This is a genomic window from Nocardia speluncae NBRC 108251 (assembly GCF_001613245.1).
In the GTDB taxonomy this organism is placed as follows: Bacteria; Actinomycetota; Actinomycetes; order Mycobacteriales; family Mycobacteriaceae; genus Nocardia; species Nocardia speluncae.
Map to the genome: position 1 here is coordinate 102,526 of NZ_BDBZ01000001.1, position 16,500 is coordinate 119,025.

The window sequence follows — 16,500 nt, forward strand, 5'->3', positions numbered from 1 at the left end:
GGGCCGCCGGACAGCTATCGCGCAAAAACCGGCTCGCCCTGGACGAAGGTAGCGCGGACCGCGTCGGCGGTAGGGTCCAGAAGAATGCGCTCGATCGGTCGGTCCAGCAGCACGAGGTCGGCCGGTGAATCCGCCGCCACGGTGCGAGCCGGACCACCGGGGTCGTGCAGCGGCGCGAGATACCGCCCGAGAGCCGTGGCCGCCGCGAGTGTTTCGGCCGCACCCACCACGGCGCCGTCGGGCGCGCGGCGCGCTACGGCGGCGGCGACAACCTGCCACGGGTCGAGCGGTCCGTACGGGGCGTCACTGGAAAGCGCCAGCCCTACACCACTTTCTGTCAGGCTGCGGCAGCGATAGAGGTCGGGGAGATCATCGGGCTCGAGTCGGTGCCGGTAGTCGTCGCCCCGATCGGCGAGGAAGCCCGGCTGGGTCACCACGGTGACCCCGAGGCGGTGGAGGGTGCGAATGGATTCCGCCGGGATCAACGCCCCGTGTTCGATCCGGTCGCCCGGAAATGCACCGGCTTCGTCGAATGCGGCGAGCAGGATGAGCAGCGCCTCGCGGCTCACACAGTGCACGGCGACGGGGCGGCCGAGTGCGTGTGCGCGTGCGATGGTGTCCACGAGGGTGTCGATAGCGGGTAACCCGGAATCCGCCAGCACGATCTTGTACGCGCCGGTGGTGACTTCGGGCCCGCCGGTGCGACCCAGTGGAACCCCGAGGATATTCAGCCGTTGGGGGAGCGCGCCGGTTCGCCTCGCGGCTATCAGGCCGGCCAGGGAGTCCTGCGGGAGATCAGGTGTCGCATCGGTGATTCCGGTGATTCCGTAACGGGCGAGCCGGGCGCCGACATCCGTGAGATCGGGCGGGCCGGTATCGGGCAGCCGCGACCGCAGCCAGGTATCCGCGCGCCAGACCCGCCCCGTGGCACGTCCGGACTCATCGCGTTCCACTCCGGGATCGGTCGCCGTATCGAGCGCCACGAGGCGGGCGGCGGTGGAATTGAGCGTCCACATCGCGCCGCTGCGATGCTGCATGCGGACCGGGCGGTCACGGCACAAGGCGTCGAGTCCGGCCGAATCGAGTAGACCGGCAACCGTTTCGACATAGCCGACTCCGCGGATCCATCCGTCGCCCGGTGCGGTGGCGAGCGCACGGGTGAGGTCGCCGGTGTTGTACACCTGCGGGGGCCCGCAGCGCACCGAGTTCGTATCCGCTGCCAGGGCGTGGAGATGCAGGTGGTGGTCGTGCAGTCCCGGTAGCAGTGCCCCGCCGCCGGCCTCGATGGTCGCGAGGCCGGTTGCCGGTAGACCGGGTCCGACCGCGGCGACGGTGCCGTCGCGGATCAGGACGTCGGCACGGTTGCCTGCGGATATCTCGGCGCCCCGGATCAATAGATCCGTCATCCGGGCCGTACTCCGAGCTCCGCGAGAACGGCGGCGGTGTCCCGGCCACTCTCGGCTGCTAACCCCATCGGTTCGCGCCGGCGCGGCGCGAGAACCGCCGATTCGTCGGCCGGCACGGTGGCCGAGCCGGTATCGAGGGTCGCGGCGACCACCGCCGACATGGCGATATCCCACAGATGGCCGGAACCGTCGGCGGGCGCCGACATTGCGAGGGTCGCCGCTGCCAGCCCTGTCAGCGGATCGGCGATCGCATCGCCCACGAACAGCGGTGTGTTTCCACCGGCGTGCGCCACCAGGCCCGCGGTCGCGGCGATATCGTCACCGAACCCGATCCCGTTCGATGCCCTTCCGTGCGCGGTGATCGAAACCCACGTGCCCCCGGAATCGACGAATTCCTGCGCGTTCAGGCCGAAGCCGGCGAGCGCGCGCGGCCGCGAGGCCTCGATCACGATATCGGCGGATTCGACGAGGTCGCAGAGGGCGCGACGCTGGTTGTCGTCACCGGGGTCCAGGACCACGGATTCGTGGCCGCCGTGCAGCAACCTGTAGAACTCGGGATCGCCACGGCGGGCGCCGTCGGGCCGTACCGGAGTCTCGACCTTCATGATGCGGGCACCGGCCAGCCCGAGTAGATGGGCGCACAGCGGGCCCGCCCACAGTGCGCTGAAGTCGACGACGCGCAGTCCGGCGACCGGGCGCGCGGCGAGCGGCTCCGGGACCGTGGCGGCGGCGGTGCCGACCGGACCGGCCGCAATCCCCAGTAACTCGGCGCGTTCGGCGAGTTCGGCGCCGGTATGCGTCCGTAACCAGTCCGTCACCGCGGGCCACGGATCGTCGCCGATATCGGCGCATACGAGGGCACCGAGCAGGACGGGGTCGTCCGGACGGGCACAGCTGACAGCGGCCCAGCCGTCGGCGGTGGGGAGCAGCCGGCAGTGCCGGCCGGCCGATATCGGGCCGCCGCGGCGGGAGCCGGTGAAGGCGGCGCGTTCGGACAGCAATCGCGCACCGTCCAGGCGGACCCGGCCTTCGGTGATCGCGGCGATACCGTCGGTATGTCGCCGGGCAATCGACGCCGCCGATCCCGGGGGAATGAGTGGCGGGCCGTCGGGGTGTCCGGTGAGTGCCGGTATACCGCTGTCCAGCCAGTCGCGCACTCGGTGTGAGTTTTCTACCGCCGCCTCGGACACCGTCCGATGCTACATCATACTAATAATCATGCGCAGGAATAATTGAGGCGCATAGATATTGACACGGCCGAAATTCAGACGCATGATTAGCATCATCACAGTGAGGCGGCTCACTCCCATTGCGAGGGTTGTGTGCACGAACCAACCCGCACACATCGTGTTCCAGCCGTCAGTTCCATTCGAGGGAGACTCAGTGTCGAAGTTCTTCACCCGCGCGGGCACCGCCGGTCGTGTCGGTGCTCTCGCCGCCGCCGGTGCGCTCGTGCTCGCCGGATGCGCCGAATCGAGCCTCGGCGGTGCACACGGCGGCGGTACGAGCGTCGCCTACGGCGCCACCAAGGCCGAGTACCAGGCGGCCTTCGCGGATATGGATACGATCCTGCTGCATACGCAGTCCCCGGGCGCCAAGGGGTCGGTTGCCGGGTCGTTCGTGGAGAAGTACGTCGCCGCCGTGGAGGAATGGTCCGGCGGCAAGATCGACTTCGAGGTTGCGTACTCGGATGCCATCGCCAAATCCACCGAGATCGACAACGCGATCGGCGACGGCCGTCTCGATATGGGACAGGTCCTCACGGTGTACGAACCCAAGGAGTTCCCCGCGTCGGCCGCCCTGCTCGACGCCGGGGTGCTGTCGGATCAGGGGGTGGTCACCGGCACCATGCAATCCAACGCGTGGCCGGCCGAAGTGGCCTACTCGACGCCCGAGATCATCGCCGAGTTCGAGGACAAGGGCCTCCACTTGATGATGCCGGCATACAACGCCGGCGTGAACGCGCTCTTCTGCGCGCAGCCCACCACCACCTTGTCCGATTTCGCGGGCAAGAGTATCTCGGTGGGCAGTACGGTCGCCGGCGAACAGGTGGAGGCCCTCGGCGGTACCTCCACGTCGGTCGCCTACACCGAGGCCTACGAGGCGCTGCAGCGTGGAGTCATCGACTGCGCGATGGTCAGCCCGTCGGCCGCGCAGATCGGCGGACTGATCGAGGTCGCACCCCATACCGTCATCGATCCCGCGGCCGGTCTGGCCGTCCCCACGGGCAATATGGTGTTCAACGCCGACCTCTGGGCCAACCTGCCCCTCGCTGCCCGACAGCTGCTGTGGGACCGGCTCGACGTCTTCCTCTCCGCATCCATCGAGGACAAGATCTGGCCGGTGACGGCGAACGTCGTCCAGGAGATCGAACAGTACGGTGGAGCGGTGGTCCCGTTCGCCGGCGACGCCCGTGCGCGCCTGACCGAGGCCAACGACAAGATTGTCGACGGTATCGCCGAGAACTCGGCTCTGGACGGCGCGGCATTCGCGCCCGCGGTCCGGGAGAAAACCCGGAAATGGAGCGATATCATCGCCGATCTCGGCTACGAGAACGACACCGACTACAACGGTTTCGGCGAATGGTTCGCCCCCGGGAAGGTCGATATCGACCCCTACGTTCAGCGGGTCTTCGAGGAAGTCCTTCTCGACCGGCGGCCTGCCTGAGAGCAGCGGCTCCGACGAGGAAGCCCGGGAGGACGGAATTCCGGCCTCCCGGGCCTTCGGTGTTCGATCAGAAAGCGCTGCGGCCACCGTCGACGGTGTAGATCCCGCCGGTGATCCAATTGGCCTCGTCGCCGGCGAGGAACAGCGCTGTCGCGGCCAGATCATCCGGGGTGCCGAGCCGGCGTAGCGGGAAGCGCGCGGCGGCGTCGGCATCGAGCGCGGCCTGGTCGGCGTCCGGCGCGGCCGCGCCCCGGTCCACCCGCGACCGATAGACCAGCGGAGTCGGGATGGTGCCGGGGCAGATCGCGTTGACCCGCACGTTGTCGGGTCCGTAGGTGACCGCCATCTGCTTGGTCATGGCGATGACTCCGCCTTTGGCGGCGGTATACGGAAAGATTCCGGGCAGGCCGATGAGACCGCCCATGCTGGCCTGATTGATGATCGATCCGGTCCGGCGTTCGATCATGTGGGGGAGCGCGTACTTCGAGGTGAGCCAGACACCCTTGAGGTTGATCGCGATGACCCGATCCCACTCGTCCTCGGTCGTATCGGCGGCGTTACCCGCGCCGTTGATACCGGCATTGGCGAATACGATATCCAGCCTGTCGAACTCGGCGAGTGTTTCGGCGATCATGCGGCGGGAATCGGCGTCGGAGGTGACGTTCGCGCTCACCGGCAGCGCGTGCCCGCCCGTTGTGCTGATCTCCGTGGCGACGGATTCGGCGGCCGCGGGATCGAGGTCGACAACGGCGACCGCCGCGCCTTCGGTGGCGAAGCGTAGCGCCGAGGCGCGGCCGAGACCCGAACCCGCGCCGGTGACGAGGGCGATCTTGCCGGCCAGACGTCCGGTCGTACTCATGGTGAAACCTCTCGTGAGTAGGGGGATCAGGCGAACAGGGCGGTGAAGCGCCAGTCCAGCACCGGTGCGGGGGCGGCGTCGCCGCGATGGGCGGATACGCACGACCGGAGGTCGAGTGTGCCACCGCCGCCGGGTAGCGCTTCGGCGGCCTCGACGAGCAGTGAACTGGTGAGGGTGTCACCTTCGTGAACGGGGCCGGTGTGGTCGCAGGATTGCCAGCCCAGGACGGTGACCATATCGGGTAGTGCACGACAGGCCTGGGCAAGCGCGAGACCGATCGTATGACCGCCGTAGACGAGGCGTCCGGCGGTGCCGGCCCGCTCGTCGTGATGGGTGGCGGCGATATTGAGCGTGAGGCGGGCAAGCTCGGGTGCGCCGGTGACGACGTCACCGCTGGAGGTGAAGGTCGTGCCGACCAGGGTCGGATCGAAATGGACGCCGGGCACGCGCGCGCGATAGACCGCCAGATCCAGCTCGGCCGGGGCGCTGCGCAGTGGTGCCGGGTCCGGTCCGAGAGCGGAGAGGTCGTCGGAGTGCAGCGGTGTGCCCGGGGCAGGGTCCTCGCGCAGTGGCAGCATGGCACAGCGGTGGAAGTCGAGCACGGTCGCGCCGTACTGATCGGTCGTGGTGATGCGTAGCGCGGCCAGACCGGTCGGCCGACGCCCCGGCTTTGCCGAATTATGCTTCAGTCCGGCCACTTCCGTGGTGGTATGCAAGGTGTCGCCGATTCGCGGCAGCCGGTGGAACCGCAGTCCCCGGTAGAACAGATTGGCCTTGACGTGGTGGGTGACCAGCGTGGACTGTCCGATCGACAGATCGGCCACGAGGCCGGGATGTGCCACAGGGGCGCCGGCGACGGCGGTGGTGAGATGCCCGTCCAAGGGAAGGCGCAGCCGATCGCCGAGGATGCTCTGGTGAACGGCGGCGAGCCCGTCGGTGAGTGTGACCGCGGGGGCGGTATCGAAGATCTGGCCGACCACCAGTTCGTCGAAGTACGGGCCGCCTACAGCGCGCACGGTATTACTGCTCATCGCCGGCTCCGGCCATCGAGAGGGTGCGGCGAGCGGCCACCGCGACGGCCTCGTCCAGCATCTGGCCGTCGAGCTGGGCGGCTCCCGCACCGCGGGCCGCTGCCTGCGCGAGTGTGGACAGCACACGCCGCGCCTGATCGGCCTGTTCGGTGGTCGGGGTGAACGTATCGCGCACCGTTGCGGTCTGGGCGGGGTGGATAACCCACTTTCCATCGAATCCGAGGTCGGCGATCCAGCGCGTTGCCTCCCGGAAGGGTTCGTCGTCGGCGACACCGAGGAACGGCCCATCGATGGCCTGGATACCGGCCGCCCGGGCGGCGTGCAGTACCCGGTCCTGCACGAACAGCCACTGCTGTGGGCTCACCGTGCGAGCCCGGCCGAGGGCGGCCCCGAGGTCGGCGTACCCGATCACGACCGCCGTCAGGCGTGGTCCGGTCGCGATATCGTCGACGGCGCCGATTCCGGCGGGTGTTTCGATCAGCGCCTGTACCGGCACACCGGTCCCGGCGCCCAGCAGGGAATCGGCGGCGGACAGGTCCGCACGACTCTCCACCTTCGGGATCACGATCGAGGTGAGGGAGTCACCGAGCGCGGCGCAGGCCGCGAGATCCTCGGCGAACCAGCTGGTCGCCCGGCCGTTCACGCGGATCGAGACCGGCCGGGTCCGTCCGTGCTCCCGGACCAGTTCCGAGACGAGGGACCGGGCGTCGGCCTTCGAGGCGGGGGTGACGGCGTCCTCGAGATCGAGGATTACTTCGTCCGCGCTGCCGGTCAGCGCTTTCCGTGCTTTCTTCTCGTCGGAGCCTGGGGCGACGAGGGCTGCTCGTCGGCGGATGATTCTCACGGGCGGTTCCTTCTCGATCGTGCGCTGCCTGCATGGAGATTCGCGAGGGCGGGTTGCGCCGGCCCGAGCGAACGGTAGGGCGGCCCGCAAACGAAGACCATGCATATGCTTATCATGATTGACAGTTTCTTTCAGCAGGTCGACTATGGCCGTACAGATATCCGCGGGCTCGCCGGGCCCGCCACACGGTGAGGACATCGCGCGTGAGCTACTACCTGAACGACGAAGAAGCGCTACTGGTACGGACGGTGCGCGAGTTCATCGATCGTGAGGTGAAACCGTCGGTGCAGGAGGTCGAGCACGCCAACCAGTACCCGGAGGCGTGGATCGACCAGATGAAGCAGATCGGTATCTACGGGCTGGCCGTACCGGAAGAATTCGGCGGTACGCCGGTTTCGATGCCGTGCTATGTACAGATCACCGAGGAACTGGCCCGCGGCTGGATGTCGCTGTCCGGCGCGATGGGCGGTCATACGGTCGTCGCGAAACTGATCGGCCTGTTCGGCACCGAGGAACAGAAAAAGCAGTACCTGCCGCGGCTGGCCACGGGCGAGATCCGGGCGACCATGGCGCTGACCGAGCCCGGCGGCGGCTCGGACCTGCAGGCCATGACCACCCGCGCCGAACGCGACGGCGACGATCTGGTGATCAACGGGGCCAAGACCTGGATCACCAACGCCCGGCGGGCGGGGGTTATCGCCCTGCTCTGTAAGACCGACCCGGCGGCGACACCGCGGCACCGGGGTATGTCGATCGTGCTCGTCGAACACGGCCCCGGGCTCACGGTCTCCCGGGACCTGCCCAAACTCGGCTACAAAGGCGTCGAGAGCTGTGAACTGTCGTTCGACGGCTACCGCATCACCGCGAACGCGATCCTCGGCGGTGTGCCCGGAAAAGGCTTCGGGCAGATGATGAAGGGGCTCGAAACCGGCCGGATCCAGGTGGCGTCCCGGGCGCTGGGTGTCGCCGTCGCCGCCCTCGAGGATTCGCTGGCATACGCGCAACAGCGAGAGAGCTTCGGCGAGCCGATCTGGAAACATCAGTCGGTCGGTAACTATCTGGCCGATATGGCCACCAAACTCACCGCTGCCCGCCAGCTCACCCGGCACGCGGCCGAAATGTACGACCGCGGGGAACGCTGCGATATGGAGGCCGGGATGGCCAAGCTGTATGCCTCCGAGGTCGCGATGGAAATCGCCCTCAACGCGGTCCGCATCCACGGCGGGTACGGCTACTCCACCGAGTACGACGTCGAACGTTACTTCCGGGACGCCCCGCTGATGATCGTGGGCGAGGGCACCAACGAGATCCAGCGCAATGTGATCGCGGCCCAGCTCGTCGCCCGCGGAGGTCTGTGAACCGTGCGGGTTTTCCAGGGAATCGATGAGGTGGCGGCCGCGGTCGGCACGCACCTCGGCTACAGCGACTGGGTCGAGGTGACCCAGGCCCGGATCGACGCCTTCGCCGGCGCGACCGGCGACCACCAGTGGATCCACGTGGACCCGGAACGGGCGGCCGCGGGCCCCTACGGCAGCACGATCGCGCACGGGTATCTGACGCTGTCACTGCTGCCCGCACTGGGCGCCACGATCTTCGATATCGACGGGGTCCGGATGAAGATCAATTACGGCATGAACAAGGTCCGCTTCCCCGCGCCCGTGCCGGTCGGATCGAAGATCCGCTGCGGGGCCCGGCTGGAATCGCTCGAACGAACGTCCAAGGGCGCGAACCTGATCACCACTTACACCATCGAGATCGACGGCGCGCAGCGTCCGGCGCTGGTCGCCGAGACCATCCGCGTCCTGGTCGGCTGAGGAGCGAATTCCCCATGACACGCGCAGCATTGGTGGCGCCCGTCCGTACTCCCGTGGGCCGCTTCGGCGGAGCGCTGAAAGATGTGCCGGCCGTGACCTTGGCGACCACCGTCATCAAAGAAACGGTCGCGCGATCCGGAATCGATCCCGAACGTATCGACGATGTCGCCCTGGGGCAGTCGTACGCGAACTCGGAAGCCCCGTGTATCGGCCGCTGGGCCGCCCTCGACGCCGGACTGCCGATCTCGGTCGCCGGATTACAGACCGACCGGCGCTGCGGCACCGGCCTCCAGGCATTGGTGACCGCCGCCATGATGGTGCAGACCGGCGCCGCGGAGGTCGTACTGGCCGGGGGCGTCGAATCGATGAGCACGATCGAGCACTACACGACCGGCGCGCGCTGGGGCGCCAAGTCCGGTGGGCTGCACCTGTTCGACCGGCTCGACCGCGGTCGTGAACGCTCGCAGCCGGAATGGCGATTCGGCCGGATCAGCGGAATGATCGAAACCGCCGAGAACGTCGCGGCGAAATACGGGATCACCCGCGCGCAATCCGATCGGCTCGCCGCGGAGAGCCACCATCGCGCCCACGCGGCCTGGGAAGCCGGGCGCTTCGACACCGAGGTGGCGCCGGTCGAGGTCACCGATCGCAAGGGCGCCGTGACGGTGTTCGCCCGGGACGAGGGTATCCGGCCCGAGACCAGCGCCGATTCACTCGGGGGACTACGGTCGATCCAGCCCGGCGGCGTGGTGACCGCGGGTAACGCGAGCCAGCAGAACGACGCCGCCGCGGCGGTACTCGTCGTCGCCGAAGACCGTCTCGACGAACTCGGTCTCGAGCCGATCGGATTCCTCGAAGGCTGGACTGCGGCCGGCTGCGATCCCGCCCTGATGGGTCTCGGCCCCGTCGCCGCCGTGGACAAACTGTTTGCCCGCACGGGGCGCGGCTTTGCCGACTACGACCTGATCGAACTCAACGAAGCCTTCGCCTGCCAGGTTCTGGGCGTGCTCCGCGGGTGGGGCTGGGACGACCGGGACAGGTTGAATGTCAACGGTTCCGGGATTTCGCTCGGTCACCCCATCGGCGCCACCGGTGTGCGCATGCTGACCACGGCGCTGCACGAACTCGACCGGCGCGGCGGCGGTCGCGCGCTGCTCACGATGTGTATCGGCGGAGGTCAGGGGATGGCGGCGTCGGTCGTTTCGGCCTGAATCCGCCACGGCCCGGCGGGTGCCGCAAGCGCCGCTCGCCACGGGCGACGATCGGCAGGGCGCATTATCCGGGGCCCCGGGCCTCTTGTCATGCGACGCGCCACTGGTATGGTCGGATTCGTTCTGACACGGGGTGCTCCGCAGATGCGGGGCTGAGATCACACCCGGGAACCTGTCCAGGTAATGCTGACGAAGGGATGTCTTGGCGTTGTCCGCGCACACCACGGAAACCGGCCGTTTCACCGATCACCTCTGGGACCGCACGAAGGCACTGCGCGGCGCCATCGACGATCTCGAATTCCTCGGGTTGCTCGGTGCCGGCACCTTGGCGCCCGAGGTCTTCCGCACCTATATCGAGCAGGATTCGCTGTACCTGACCGGATATTCGAAGGTGCTGGCCCTCCTCTCGGCCAAGGCGCCCGATGCCGAGGCCGCACGGTTCTGGGCGAATTCGGCCGCCTCGGCGGTATCTGTCGAATCCGCCTTGCACGATGAACTGCTCGGCGGCGGAAAACTGCCCGCACGCGAGGGGGAGCCGGAGCATTCGGCCGCCTGCCTGGGCTACGTCTCCTATCTGATCGCGACCGCCGCCACCGAGTCCTACGCCGTGGGCGCGGCGGCGGCACTACCGTGTTTCTGGATATACGCCGAGGTCGGGCGGGATCTGGCCGACCGTGCGGCCGCGGTTCTCGCCGCCGACCCCGATCACCCCTATGCGCGGTGGGTGGCCACCTACGGCGACGCGGAATTCCAGGAATCGGCGGCCGCAGCCCGGACAATGGTCGACGCCGCGGCGGAGGTCGCGAGTGAGCGGGAGCGCGCGGCCATGCTGACGTCGTTCACCATCGCCACTCGGTACGAGCTGATGTTCTGGGATACCGCCCTGCATCCGCAGCCGTGGCCCGCCCCGTGAGCGGCCGCCTACGCCGGGTCCTGGCGACGGCCGCCGCCACGGTGGTGGCACTGTCCGCGCTCAGCGCCTGCTCCGCGGGAACCGGCGACGACGAAACCATCCGCTTCGCGCTGGACTGGACGCCGAACACCAACCACACCGGGCTGTTCGTGGCACAGCAGCGCGGCTGGTTCGCCGAGGCCGGCCTCGAGGTGGAGATCCTGCCGTACAACAACACCGCCGTCGATACGGTCATCGACGCCGGCAATGCCGAATTCGGTATCAGTACCCATAATTCGTCGACCTTCTCCCGCGCGTCCGGCGGGCATACGATCTCGGTGCTCGCGCCACTGCAACGCTGGGCGACCGGGATCGGGGTCAAGGCGGACCGCGCCGATATCAGATCCCCTGAGGATTTGGACGGCAAGACCTACGCCGGCTTCGGTGACCCCGGCGAAGTGGAAGCGCTGCAACAGGTGATTCGCAACGACGGCGGTACCGGCGAATTCGAATCGGTCACCCTGGGGACCTCGGCGTACGAGGCGGTCTACTCCGGGCAGGCGGATTTCACCGTCTCCTACCTCGCCTGGGAGGGAATCGAAGCCGAACATCACGGCACACCCATGAAGTATTTCCGCTACACCGATTTCGGTTTCCCCGATGCCTACGCCATCGTGATCGACGCCAACCAGGACTGGTTGACAGCGAACCCGGATCGCGCAGCGAAATTCATCCAGGTACTGCAGCGTGGGTACCAGTTCGCCGCCGACGAACCGGCGGCCGCCGCCCAGGATCTGCTCGACGCGAATCCCGGCGCGTTCCCCGATGAATCGCTGGTGTTCGAGAGCCAGCGCATGCTGGCCGAGCAGTTCATGAAAGACGCTGAGGGCCGGGTGGGCACCCAGACCCGGGAGCAGTGGGCGGCGAATTCCGGTTTCCTGTTCGACAAGGGCCTGCTCACCGGTCCGGACGGTGCGCCCTTGGCCGAGGAACCCGACTGGTCGGCGTATTTCACCGATGAATATCTCGCTTCCCCGTAGCACCGCGGCGCGCGGCAATCCGCCGCCCACCGACCCACCCCCGGCGGGCGGCAGCGGGTTGTCGACGATCGGCCGCCTGATGCCGGCACTCGTCACCCTGGGGGTTCTGGTCGTCTGCTGGCAGGTCTACGTGCAGATCAGCGGAATCCGTCCGCAAATCCTTCCGTCACCGATGCGTGTACTGGAACAGGGGTGGGCGCACCGCGACGAGATCGCCGTCCACGCCGCCGCCACCCTGCAAGTGACAGCAACCGGTTTCGCGCTGTCGCTGAGCCTGGCCTGGCTACTGGCCGTCGTGGTCGACTTCTCGCCCTGGCTGCGCCGCGCGTTCGTCCCACTGTTCGTGGCCTCCCAGACTGTGCCGATCATCGCGATCGCGCCACTGATGGTGATCTGGTTCGGTTTCGGCCTGCTACCGAAGGTCCTCGTCGTCGCACTGGTCACTTTCTTCCCCATGGCCATCGGCCTGATCGAGGGCTTCGCCGCGGCCGACCGGGAAGCGGGCGCCCTGTTGCGCAGTATGGGTGCAACACGCGTTCAGGTTTTCCGCTATGTACGCCTGCCGTCGGCGATACCCCGGTTCTTCACGGCGCTGCGCATCGGGATCACCTACGCCGTAGTCGGCGCCGTATTCGCCGAATACGTAGGCGCCCGCGAGGGGCTCGGCATCTACATGAGTCTGCAGAAGAACTCGTTCCGCACCGACTTGGTGCTGGCGGCCGTGTTCGTGACAGCGCTCATCAGCATCGCGCTGTACCTACTGACCTTCGTGGTCGAGCGGATCGTCGCCCCCTGGTCGCGCGCGGAGAACCGGAGTGGCCGTGACTGATCCGAACGGCAACCGCCTCGTTGTCGACGCCCTCAGCAAATCTTTTCCGCGACCCGGCCGGGGACGGCCGAGCCGGGAAGTACTGGGCGGCCTGTCGTTCACTGCGCAGCCCGGTGAGTTCGTGTCCGTCATCGGCCCCAGCGGATGCGGTAAGAGCACCCTGTTCAATATGCTGGCCGGTCTGGAAACTCCCGACGCGGGCAGCGTCCGCTTCGGCGGCGACACCCGGCCGGTATCGGCCCACTGCGCCTACATGCCGCAAAAGGATCTGTTGTTCCCGTGGCGCACCGTCCTCGACAACACCATCCTCGGCCTGCTGGTGCACGGTGTTCCGAAAGTCGAAGCCCGGCGCCGCGCCGTCGAATTGTTCGATGCCTTCGGACTGTCCGGATTCGAGGACGCCCGCCCGTCCCAGCTGTCCGGCGGTATGCGCCAACGTGCCGCACTGCTGCGCACCGTCGTCCAGGAACGCGAACTACTGCTGCTGGACGAGCCTTTCGGTGCGCTCGACTCGCTCACCCGCACCGAGATGCAGGCCTGGTTACAAGGCGTCTGGCAGCGGTATCGGTGGATGGTGCTGATGATCACCCACGATATCCGCGAGGCGGTGTACCTGTCGGACCGTGTCGTCGTCCTGTCCGCTCGGCCGGCTACGGTGCGCCGCGAGGTGCGTATCGATCTCCCGCGACCGCGCACGTTGTCCATGATCACTGCTCCCGAGTTCGCCGCCCTGGAACAGGAACTCCTCGACGTACTGACCGAGGAGTCGCGTCCCGCTCCGGCCGCGCCGGGGCCGGTGGTCAGCAGTTGACGGCATTCGTCACCGAACTCGCGATTCGGCTCGGGCACCGCATCGAACACCACACCGGCAAGTTCTGAGCCGAGCCGGTCTCGGTGCCGGATTACTCCGGCAGTGGGTGGGATTCGAAGAAATCCCAGATCAGCTGTGTGGCGTTGATGGAGGTGGTGTTGCCGCCGACGAAGATCTCCGGAAACGGGACCGCGGTGTTTCCGGGCCAGACGTGTCCGCCGCCCTGGATCGAGTACAACTCGACGCCGGCATCCGCGGAGCAGGGATAACTTTCGCGGTAGACGTCGGGTGCTATCTGCTGCCGGTCCGGGACCGTGCCGCAACCGTTGCGCCGCGCCCATCCGGCGACGGCCTCCGGAACGCTCGCGGGCCCCGGTCCGTCGACCGCGGGTCCGTCGCGCCCGGTGCCCACGGAGGACCCGGTGCCGTCGGGGGAGGGCAGCAACCGAGCGTTGGGTCCGGTGCCACCGGTATAGGCGACGATCGGATCCGCGGTGCCGTGGAATGCGATGACCGGGACGGGACGGGACGTGTTGCACCAGGGGAAATCCTGTACTCCCGCGACCGGTGCGATAGCGGCTACCCGGTCGGAGAGCCGGCAGGCCAGTGCCGACGTGGTGAAGGCGCCCATCGAAAGACCGGTGACGAAGACGCGGCGGGTGTCGACACACAGGGTCGATTCGACGTGGTCGATCAGCCGGTCGATCCAGTCGATATCGGCACTGCCCGGCTGGAAGTTCCAGCGGGGAGGGCCGGGATCGTCGAGTTGTGGTGTGACGGTGACGAATCCGTGAGTGGCGCCGTACTCGCCGAACCCGCTGCTCGCGTGTGCAATCCAGGCGGGTTCCAGATAACCGTGCAGGTCGAGCACAACGGGGCGGGGTCCGGCCGCGTCAGCCGGGACATCCTGGATATAGGTGCCGGACCGCCCTGCGGCCGCGAACCGCTCGACACTGTTGCCCGGCGCTATCGGTGTGGCGGTGCATCCCGGCGAAGGGGTCGCGGCGCCGTCGGCGTTCGCGACACCGGCGATCAGGCCGGACGGGAGGAGTGCGGCGACGATCGCGGCGGCGATCCCGAGTGCACGAACCGAGCGGCCGGGCCGGGCGCATCCGGGTTTCACGGTCGGCCCCGGCCTGGCGGAAACAGTATTCCCCTTCATGGAAATAAGTTTCTCACGGCGTCGGATCATCTGGTGGTATTCGGTTGAATGCCCCCCGGCGGGAAGGCCGGTGTGATCGTTTGTGAGCTGGGTTTGCGGCTTGTCACCGGCCGGAAAGCCGCTCCGCCTCCCTACGGAGGGTACGGAATTCGTCGGCCAGCGCATCCACTGTGTAGTGGGCGTTGAGACCGCTCGGATTGGGCAGGACCCAAATGGCGGTATCGCCGAGCACGTCGGGTTGCCGCCCGACCGTGGTGCGTGGGCGGCCGAACGCCGTGCGATAGGCGCCCAGGCCCAGGACAGCGAGGATCCGTGGGCGATAGCGCTGCACCCGTTCGTCGAGAATGCGGCCACCGTCGCGTAACTCCTGCCCGGTCAGTTCGTCGGCCTTCGCCGTGGTGCGCGCGACGACGTTGGTGATTCCCAGCCCGAGCTCGAGCAGCTGGTCCTCCTCGTCGGGACGGAACTGCCGCGGTGTGAATCCCGAGTGGAACAGCGCAGGCCAGAACCGGTTACCGGGCCGGGCGAAGTGAAAGCCGGTCGCGCCCGACCACAACCCGGGATTGATTCCGCAGAACAGCACCCGCAGGCCGGGTGCCAGGACATCGGGGATGGTGGTGCCCGCCGCGGCCGCCAGATCGGCCGGTGTGGGACGGTACGCAGCGGAACGAGCCATCAGACCAGTCTGCCGCAGTCATCGGGCCGCCAGGGCAGTGCTCCTGACTGCACCGGGCGTCCGGTGTTCGCCGTGCCCTCGGCCCCGGCGCGGTGCGGGAGATCCGCTGATCGGGGTCAACCGAGTCCGAGGCTCGGGCTGTTCACCTCGTGTGAGGGCGACGCCGGCGACTCGGAAGTGGGCGGGGCCGGGAGCGCGGTATCGGCGCCTAGGCCCTTCTCCGCGGCGGCGGTACGGATCGCGTCCACCACGAGCAGCAACGCGGCCCGGCGGGCCGAATTGGTGCGGTAGGCCAGGGACACGGTCCGGGTGAGGATGTCACCGAGCGCGATGATGTCCACACCCGGCGGTCGCAGAGCCAGGCCCAGATCCGACACCAATGTCACTCCCAGGCCCGCCGCGACCATCGCCATCGCGGTCGCCTGCTCCTCCACCTCGTGGTCGATCCGCGGCGCGACTCCGGCCGATTGGAACGCCAGCCGCGCCGCCTGCCCGAAATGAGAGCGGGCGGGGGCGAGTATCCAGGGATGTTCGGCCAGCTCGGCGAGTGTCACACTGGCCCCCGGCACCGCCCCGGACGGGACAGCGGCATGGATCCGCTCGACCGCGATCACCGCGCGCTGCAGCCCGCGGTCCCAGGGCATGGGGTAATTCGAGTAGTCGAGGACGAAGGACAAATCCAGTGCGCCGTCACGCACTGCCGCGGCGGTTGCCTCCGGGGCGAGTTCCCGCGTCCGCACCCTGATCCCCGGGTGAGTCAGGGCGAGGGAGGTGAGCGCGTCGGGCATCAGACCGGAGGCCACCGAAGCCCACACACCGGCCGTCAGCGTTGCCGACACCGATTCACCGGCGTCCTCGAGTGCCTGGGTCGCGCGTTCGACCGAGGCCAGGATCTCCTCGGCGTGCTCGGCAAGCAGGACGCCGAGATCGGTCAGCTGCACGCGGCGTCCACGCCGTTCGAACAAGCGCGTACCGACATCGCGTTCGAGCTGTGCGAGCTGCTGCGATACCGCCGACGCAGTGTAATGCAATGCCGTCGCGGCCGCGGTAACCGTGCCGCGCCGATGCAGCTCGCGCAACATTCGCAGGCGAGGGATCGACAAGTCCATACGACGAGCCTAAGCGTTGTGCAGCAACGCTGAACACTGCCGTGAACCAACCGTAAATAGACGCGCGAGCAGGTGCGACCGCACAGTTATGGTATCGGGCACACATCGTGGCCAGGGACGACGAAGTCCGGACGGAACATTTGCGCGCC

16 protein-coding genes are annotated in these 16,500 nt (G+C 67.9%); 8 read left to right on the top strand and 8 right to left on the bottom strand.

Annotation, left to right across the window (positions count from 1 at the left end):
- Positions 1–14: 14 nt before the first annotated feature.
- Both NS6_RS00470 and NS6_RS00475 read right to left on the bottom strand, forming a co-directional pair.
- Positions 15–1,406, bottom strand: coding sequence for an amidohydrolase family protein (locus NS6_RS00470; protein ID WP_068035171.1), 1,392 nt, complete (start codon positions 1,404–1,406; stop codon positions 15–17).
- Positions 1,403–2,596, bottom strand: a complete 1,194-nt coding sequence (locus NS6_RS00475; protein WP_245669075.1) for a CoA transferase — start codon at positions 2,594–2,596, stop codon at positions 1,403–1,405. Before NS6_RS00475 ends, NS6_RS00470 begins: the two co-directional genes overlap by 4 nt.
- Before the next feature lie 193 nt (positions 2,597–2,789).
- Between NS6_RS00475 and dctP the strand changes: the two genes are divergently transcribed.
- Complete coding sequence (dctP, locus tag NS6_RS00480) at positions 2,790–4,073, top strand: TRAP transporter substrate-binding protein DctP (RefSeq protein WP_068035172.1); 1,284 nt, start codon at positions 2,790–2,792, stop codon at positions 4,071–4,073.
- 67 nt (positions 4,074–4,140) lie between these two features.
- Here dctP and NS6_RS00485 read toward each other — a convergent pair whose 3' ends face one another.
- Genes NS6_RS00485 through NS6_RS00495 form a run of 3 tightly spaced genes read right to left on the bottom strand, consistent with a single transcriptional unit; the run spans position 4,141 to position 6,807 of the window.
- Positions 4,141–4,932 carry an SDR family NAD(P)-dependent oxidoreductase gene (locus tag NS6_RS00485; protein WP_068035173.1) on the bottom strand — a complete coding sequence of 264 codons (792 nt, stop codon included), beginning with the start codon at positions 4,930–4,932 and terminating at the stop codon, positions 4,141–4,143.
- A 26-nt stretch (positions 4,933–4,958) separates the two neighbouring features.
- The gene (locus NS6_RS00490) at positions 4,959–5,963 is read right to left on the bottom strand and encodes a MaoC family dehydratase (RefSeq protein WP_068035174.1); all 1,005 of its coding nucleotides are present in this window, start codon (positions 5,961–5,963) and stop codon (positions 4,959–4,961) included.
- The gene (locus NS6_RS00495; RefSeq protein ID WP_068035175.1) at positions 5,953–6,807 is read right to left on the bottom strand and encodes an HpcH/HpaI aldolase/citrate lyase family protein; all 855 of its coding nucleotides are present in this window, start codon (positions 6,805–6,807) and stop codon (positions 5,953–5,955) included. The genes NS6_RS00490 and NS6_RS00495 overlap by 11 nt, the downstream gene beginning before the upstream one ends.
- Before the next feature lie 203 nt (positions 6,808–7,010).
- Here NS6_RS00495 and NS6_RS00500 point away from each other — a divergent pair, with 203 nt between their 5' ends.
- The 7 genes from NS6_RS00500 (at position 7,011) to NS6_RS00530 (ending at position 13,404) form a co-directional block, all read left to right on the top strand.
- Positions 7,011–8,165, top strand: coding sequence for an acyl-CoA dehydrogenase family protein (locus NS6_RS00500; RefSeq protein WP_068035176.1), 1,155 nt, complete (start codon positions 7,011–7,013; stop codon positions 8,163–8,165).
- A 3-nt stretch (positions 8,166–8,168) separates the two neighbouring features.
- On the top strand, positions 8,169–8,621 hold the full coding sequence (locus tag NS6_RS00505) for a MaoC family dehydratase (RefSeq protein WP_068035177.1): 453 nt from the start codon (positions 8,169–8,171) through the stop codon (positions 8,619–8,621).
- Positions 8,622–8,635: 14 nt separating this feature from the next.
- Positions 8,636–9,832: an acetyl-CoA C-acetyltransferase gene (locus NS6_RS00510; protein WP_068035178.1), complete on the top strand. Its 1,197-nt coding sequence runs from the start codon at positions 8,636–8,638 to the stop codon at positions 9,830–9,832.
- A 208-nt stretch (positions 9,833–10,040) separates the two neighbouring features.
- Positions 10,041–10,745 carry a TenA family protein gene (locus NS6_RS00515; RefSeq protein WP_245669076.1) on the top strand — a complete coding sequence of 235 codons (705 nt, stop codon included), beginning with the start codon at positions 10,041–10,043 and terminating at the stop codon, positions 10,743–10,745.
- On the top strand, positions 10,742–11,764 hold the full coding sequence (locus NS6_RS00520) for an ABC transporter substrate-binding protein (protein WP_174552544.1): 1,023 nt from the start codon (positions 10,742–10,744) through the stop codon (positions 11,762–11,764). The genes NS6_RS00515 and NS6_RS00520 overlap by 4 nt, the downstream gene beginning before the upstream one ends.
- Positions 11,742–12,593 carry an ABC transporter permease gene (locus NS6_RS00525; RefSeq protein ID WP_084470498.1) on the top strand — a complete coding sequence of 284 codons (852 nt, stop codon included), beginning with the start codon at positions 11,742–11,744 and terminating at the stop codon, positions 12,591–12,593. The genes NS6_RS00520 and NS6_RS00525 overlap by 23 nt, the downstream gene beginning before the upstream one ends.
- The gene (locus tag NS6_RS00530) at positions 12,586–13,404 is read left to right on the top strand and encodes an ABC transporter ATP-binding protein (RefSeq protein ID WP_068035183.1); all 819 of its coding nucleotides are present in this window, start codon (positions 12,586–12,588) and stop codon (positions 13,402–13,404) included. The genes NS6_RS00525 and NS6_RS00530 overlap by 8 nt, the downstream gene beginning before the upstream one ends.
- Positions 13,405–13,495: 91 nt before the next feature.
- Here NS6_RS00530 and NS6_RS00535 read toward each other — a convergent pair whose 3' ends face one another.
- The 3 genes from NS6_RS00535 to NS6_RS00545 form a co-directional block, all read right to left on the bottom strand.
- Complete coding sequence (locus NS6_RS00535) at positions 13,496–14,566, bottom strand: CE1 family esterase (protein WP_068035186.1); 1,071 nt, start codon at positions 14,564–14,566, stop codon at positions 13,496–13,498.
- 103 nt (positions 14,567–14,669) lie between these two features.
- A complete protein-coding gene (mug, locus tag NS6_RS00540; RefSeq protein ID WP_068035189.1) occupies positions 14,670–15,242 on the bottom strand; it encodes a G/U mismatch-specific DNA glycosylase in 573 nt (190 codons plus the stop codon).
- Positions 15,243–15,358: 116 nt separating this feature from the next.
- Positions 15,359–16,351, bottom strand: coding sequence for a LysR family transcriptional regulator (locus NS6_RS00545; RefSeq protein WP_068035191.1), 993 nt, complete (start codon positions 16,349–16,351; stop codon positions 15,359–15,361).
- Positions 16,352–16,500: the final 149 nt, after the last annotated feature.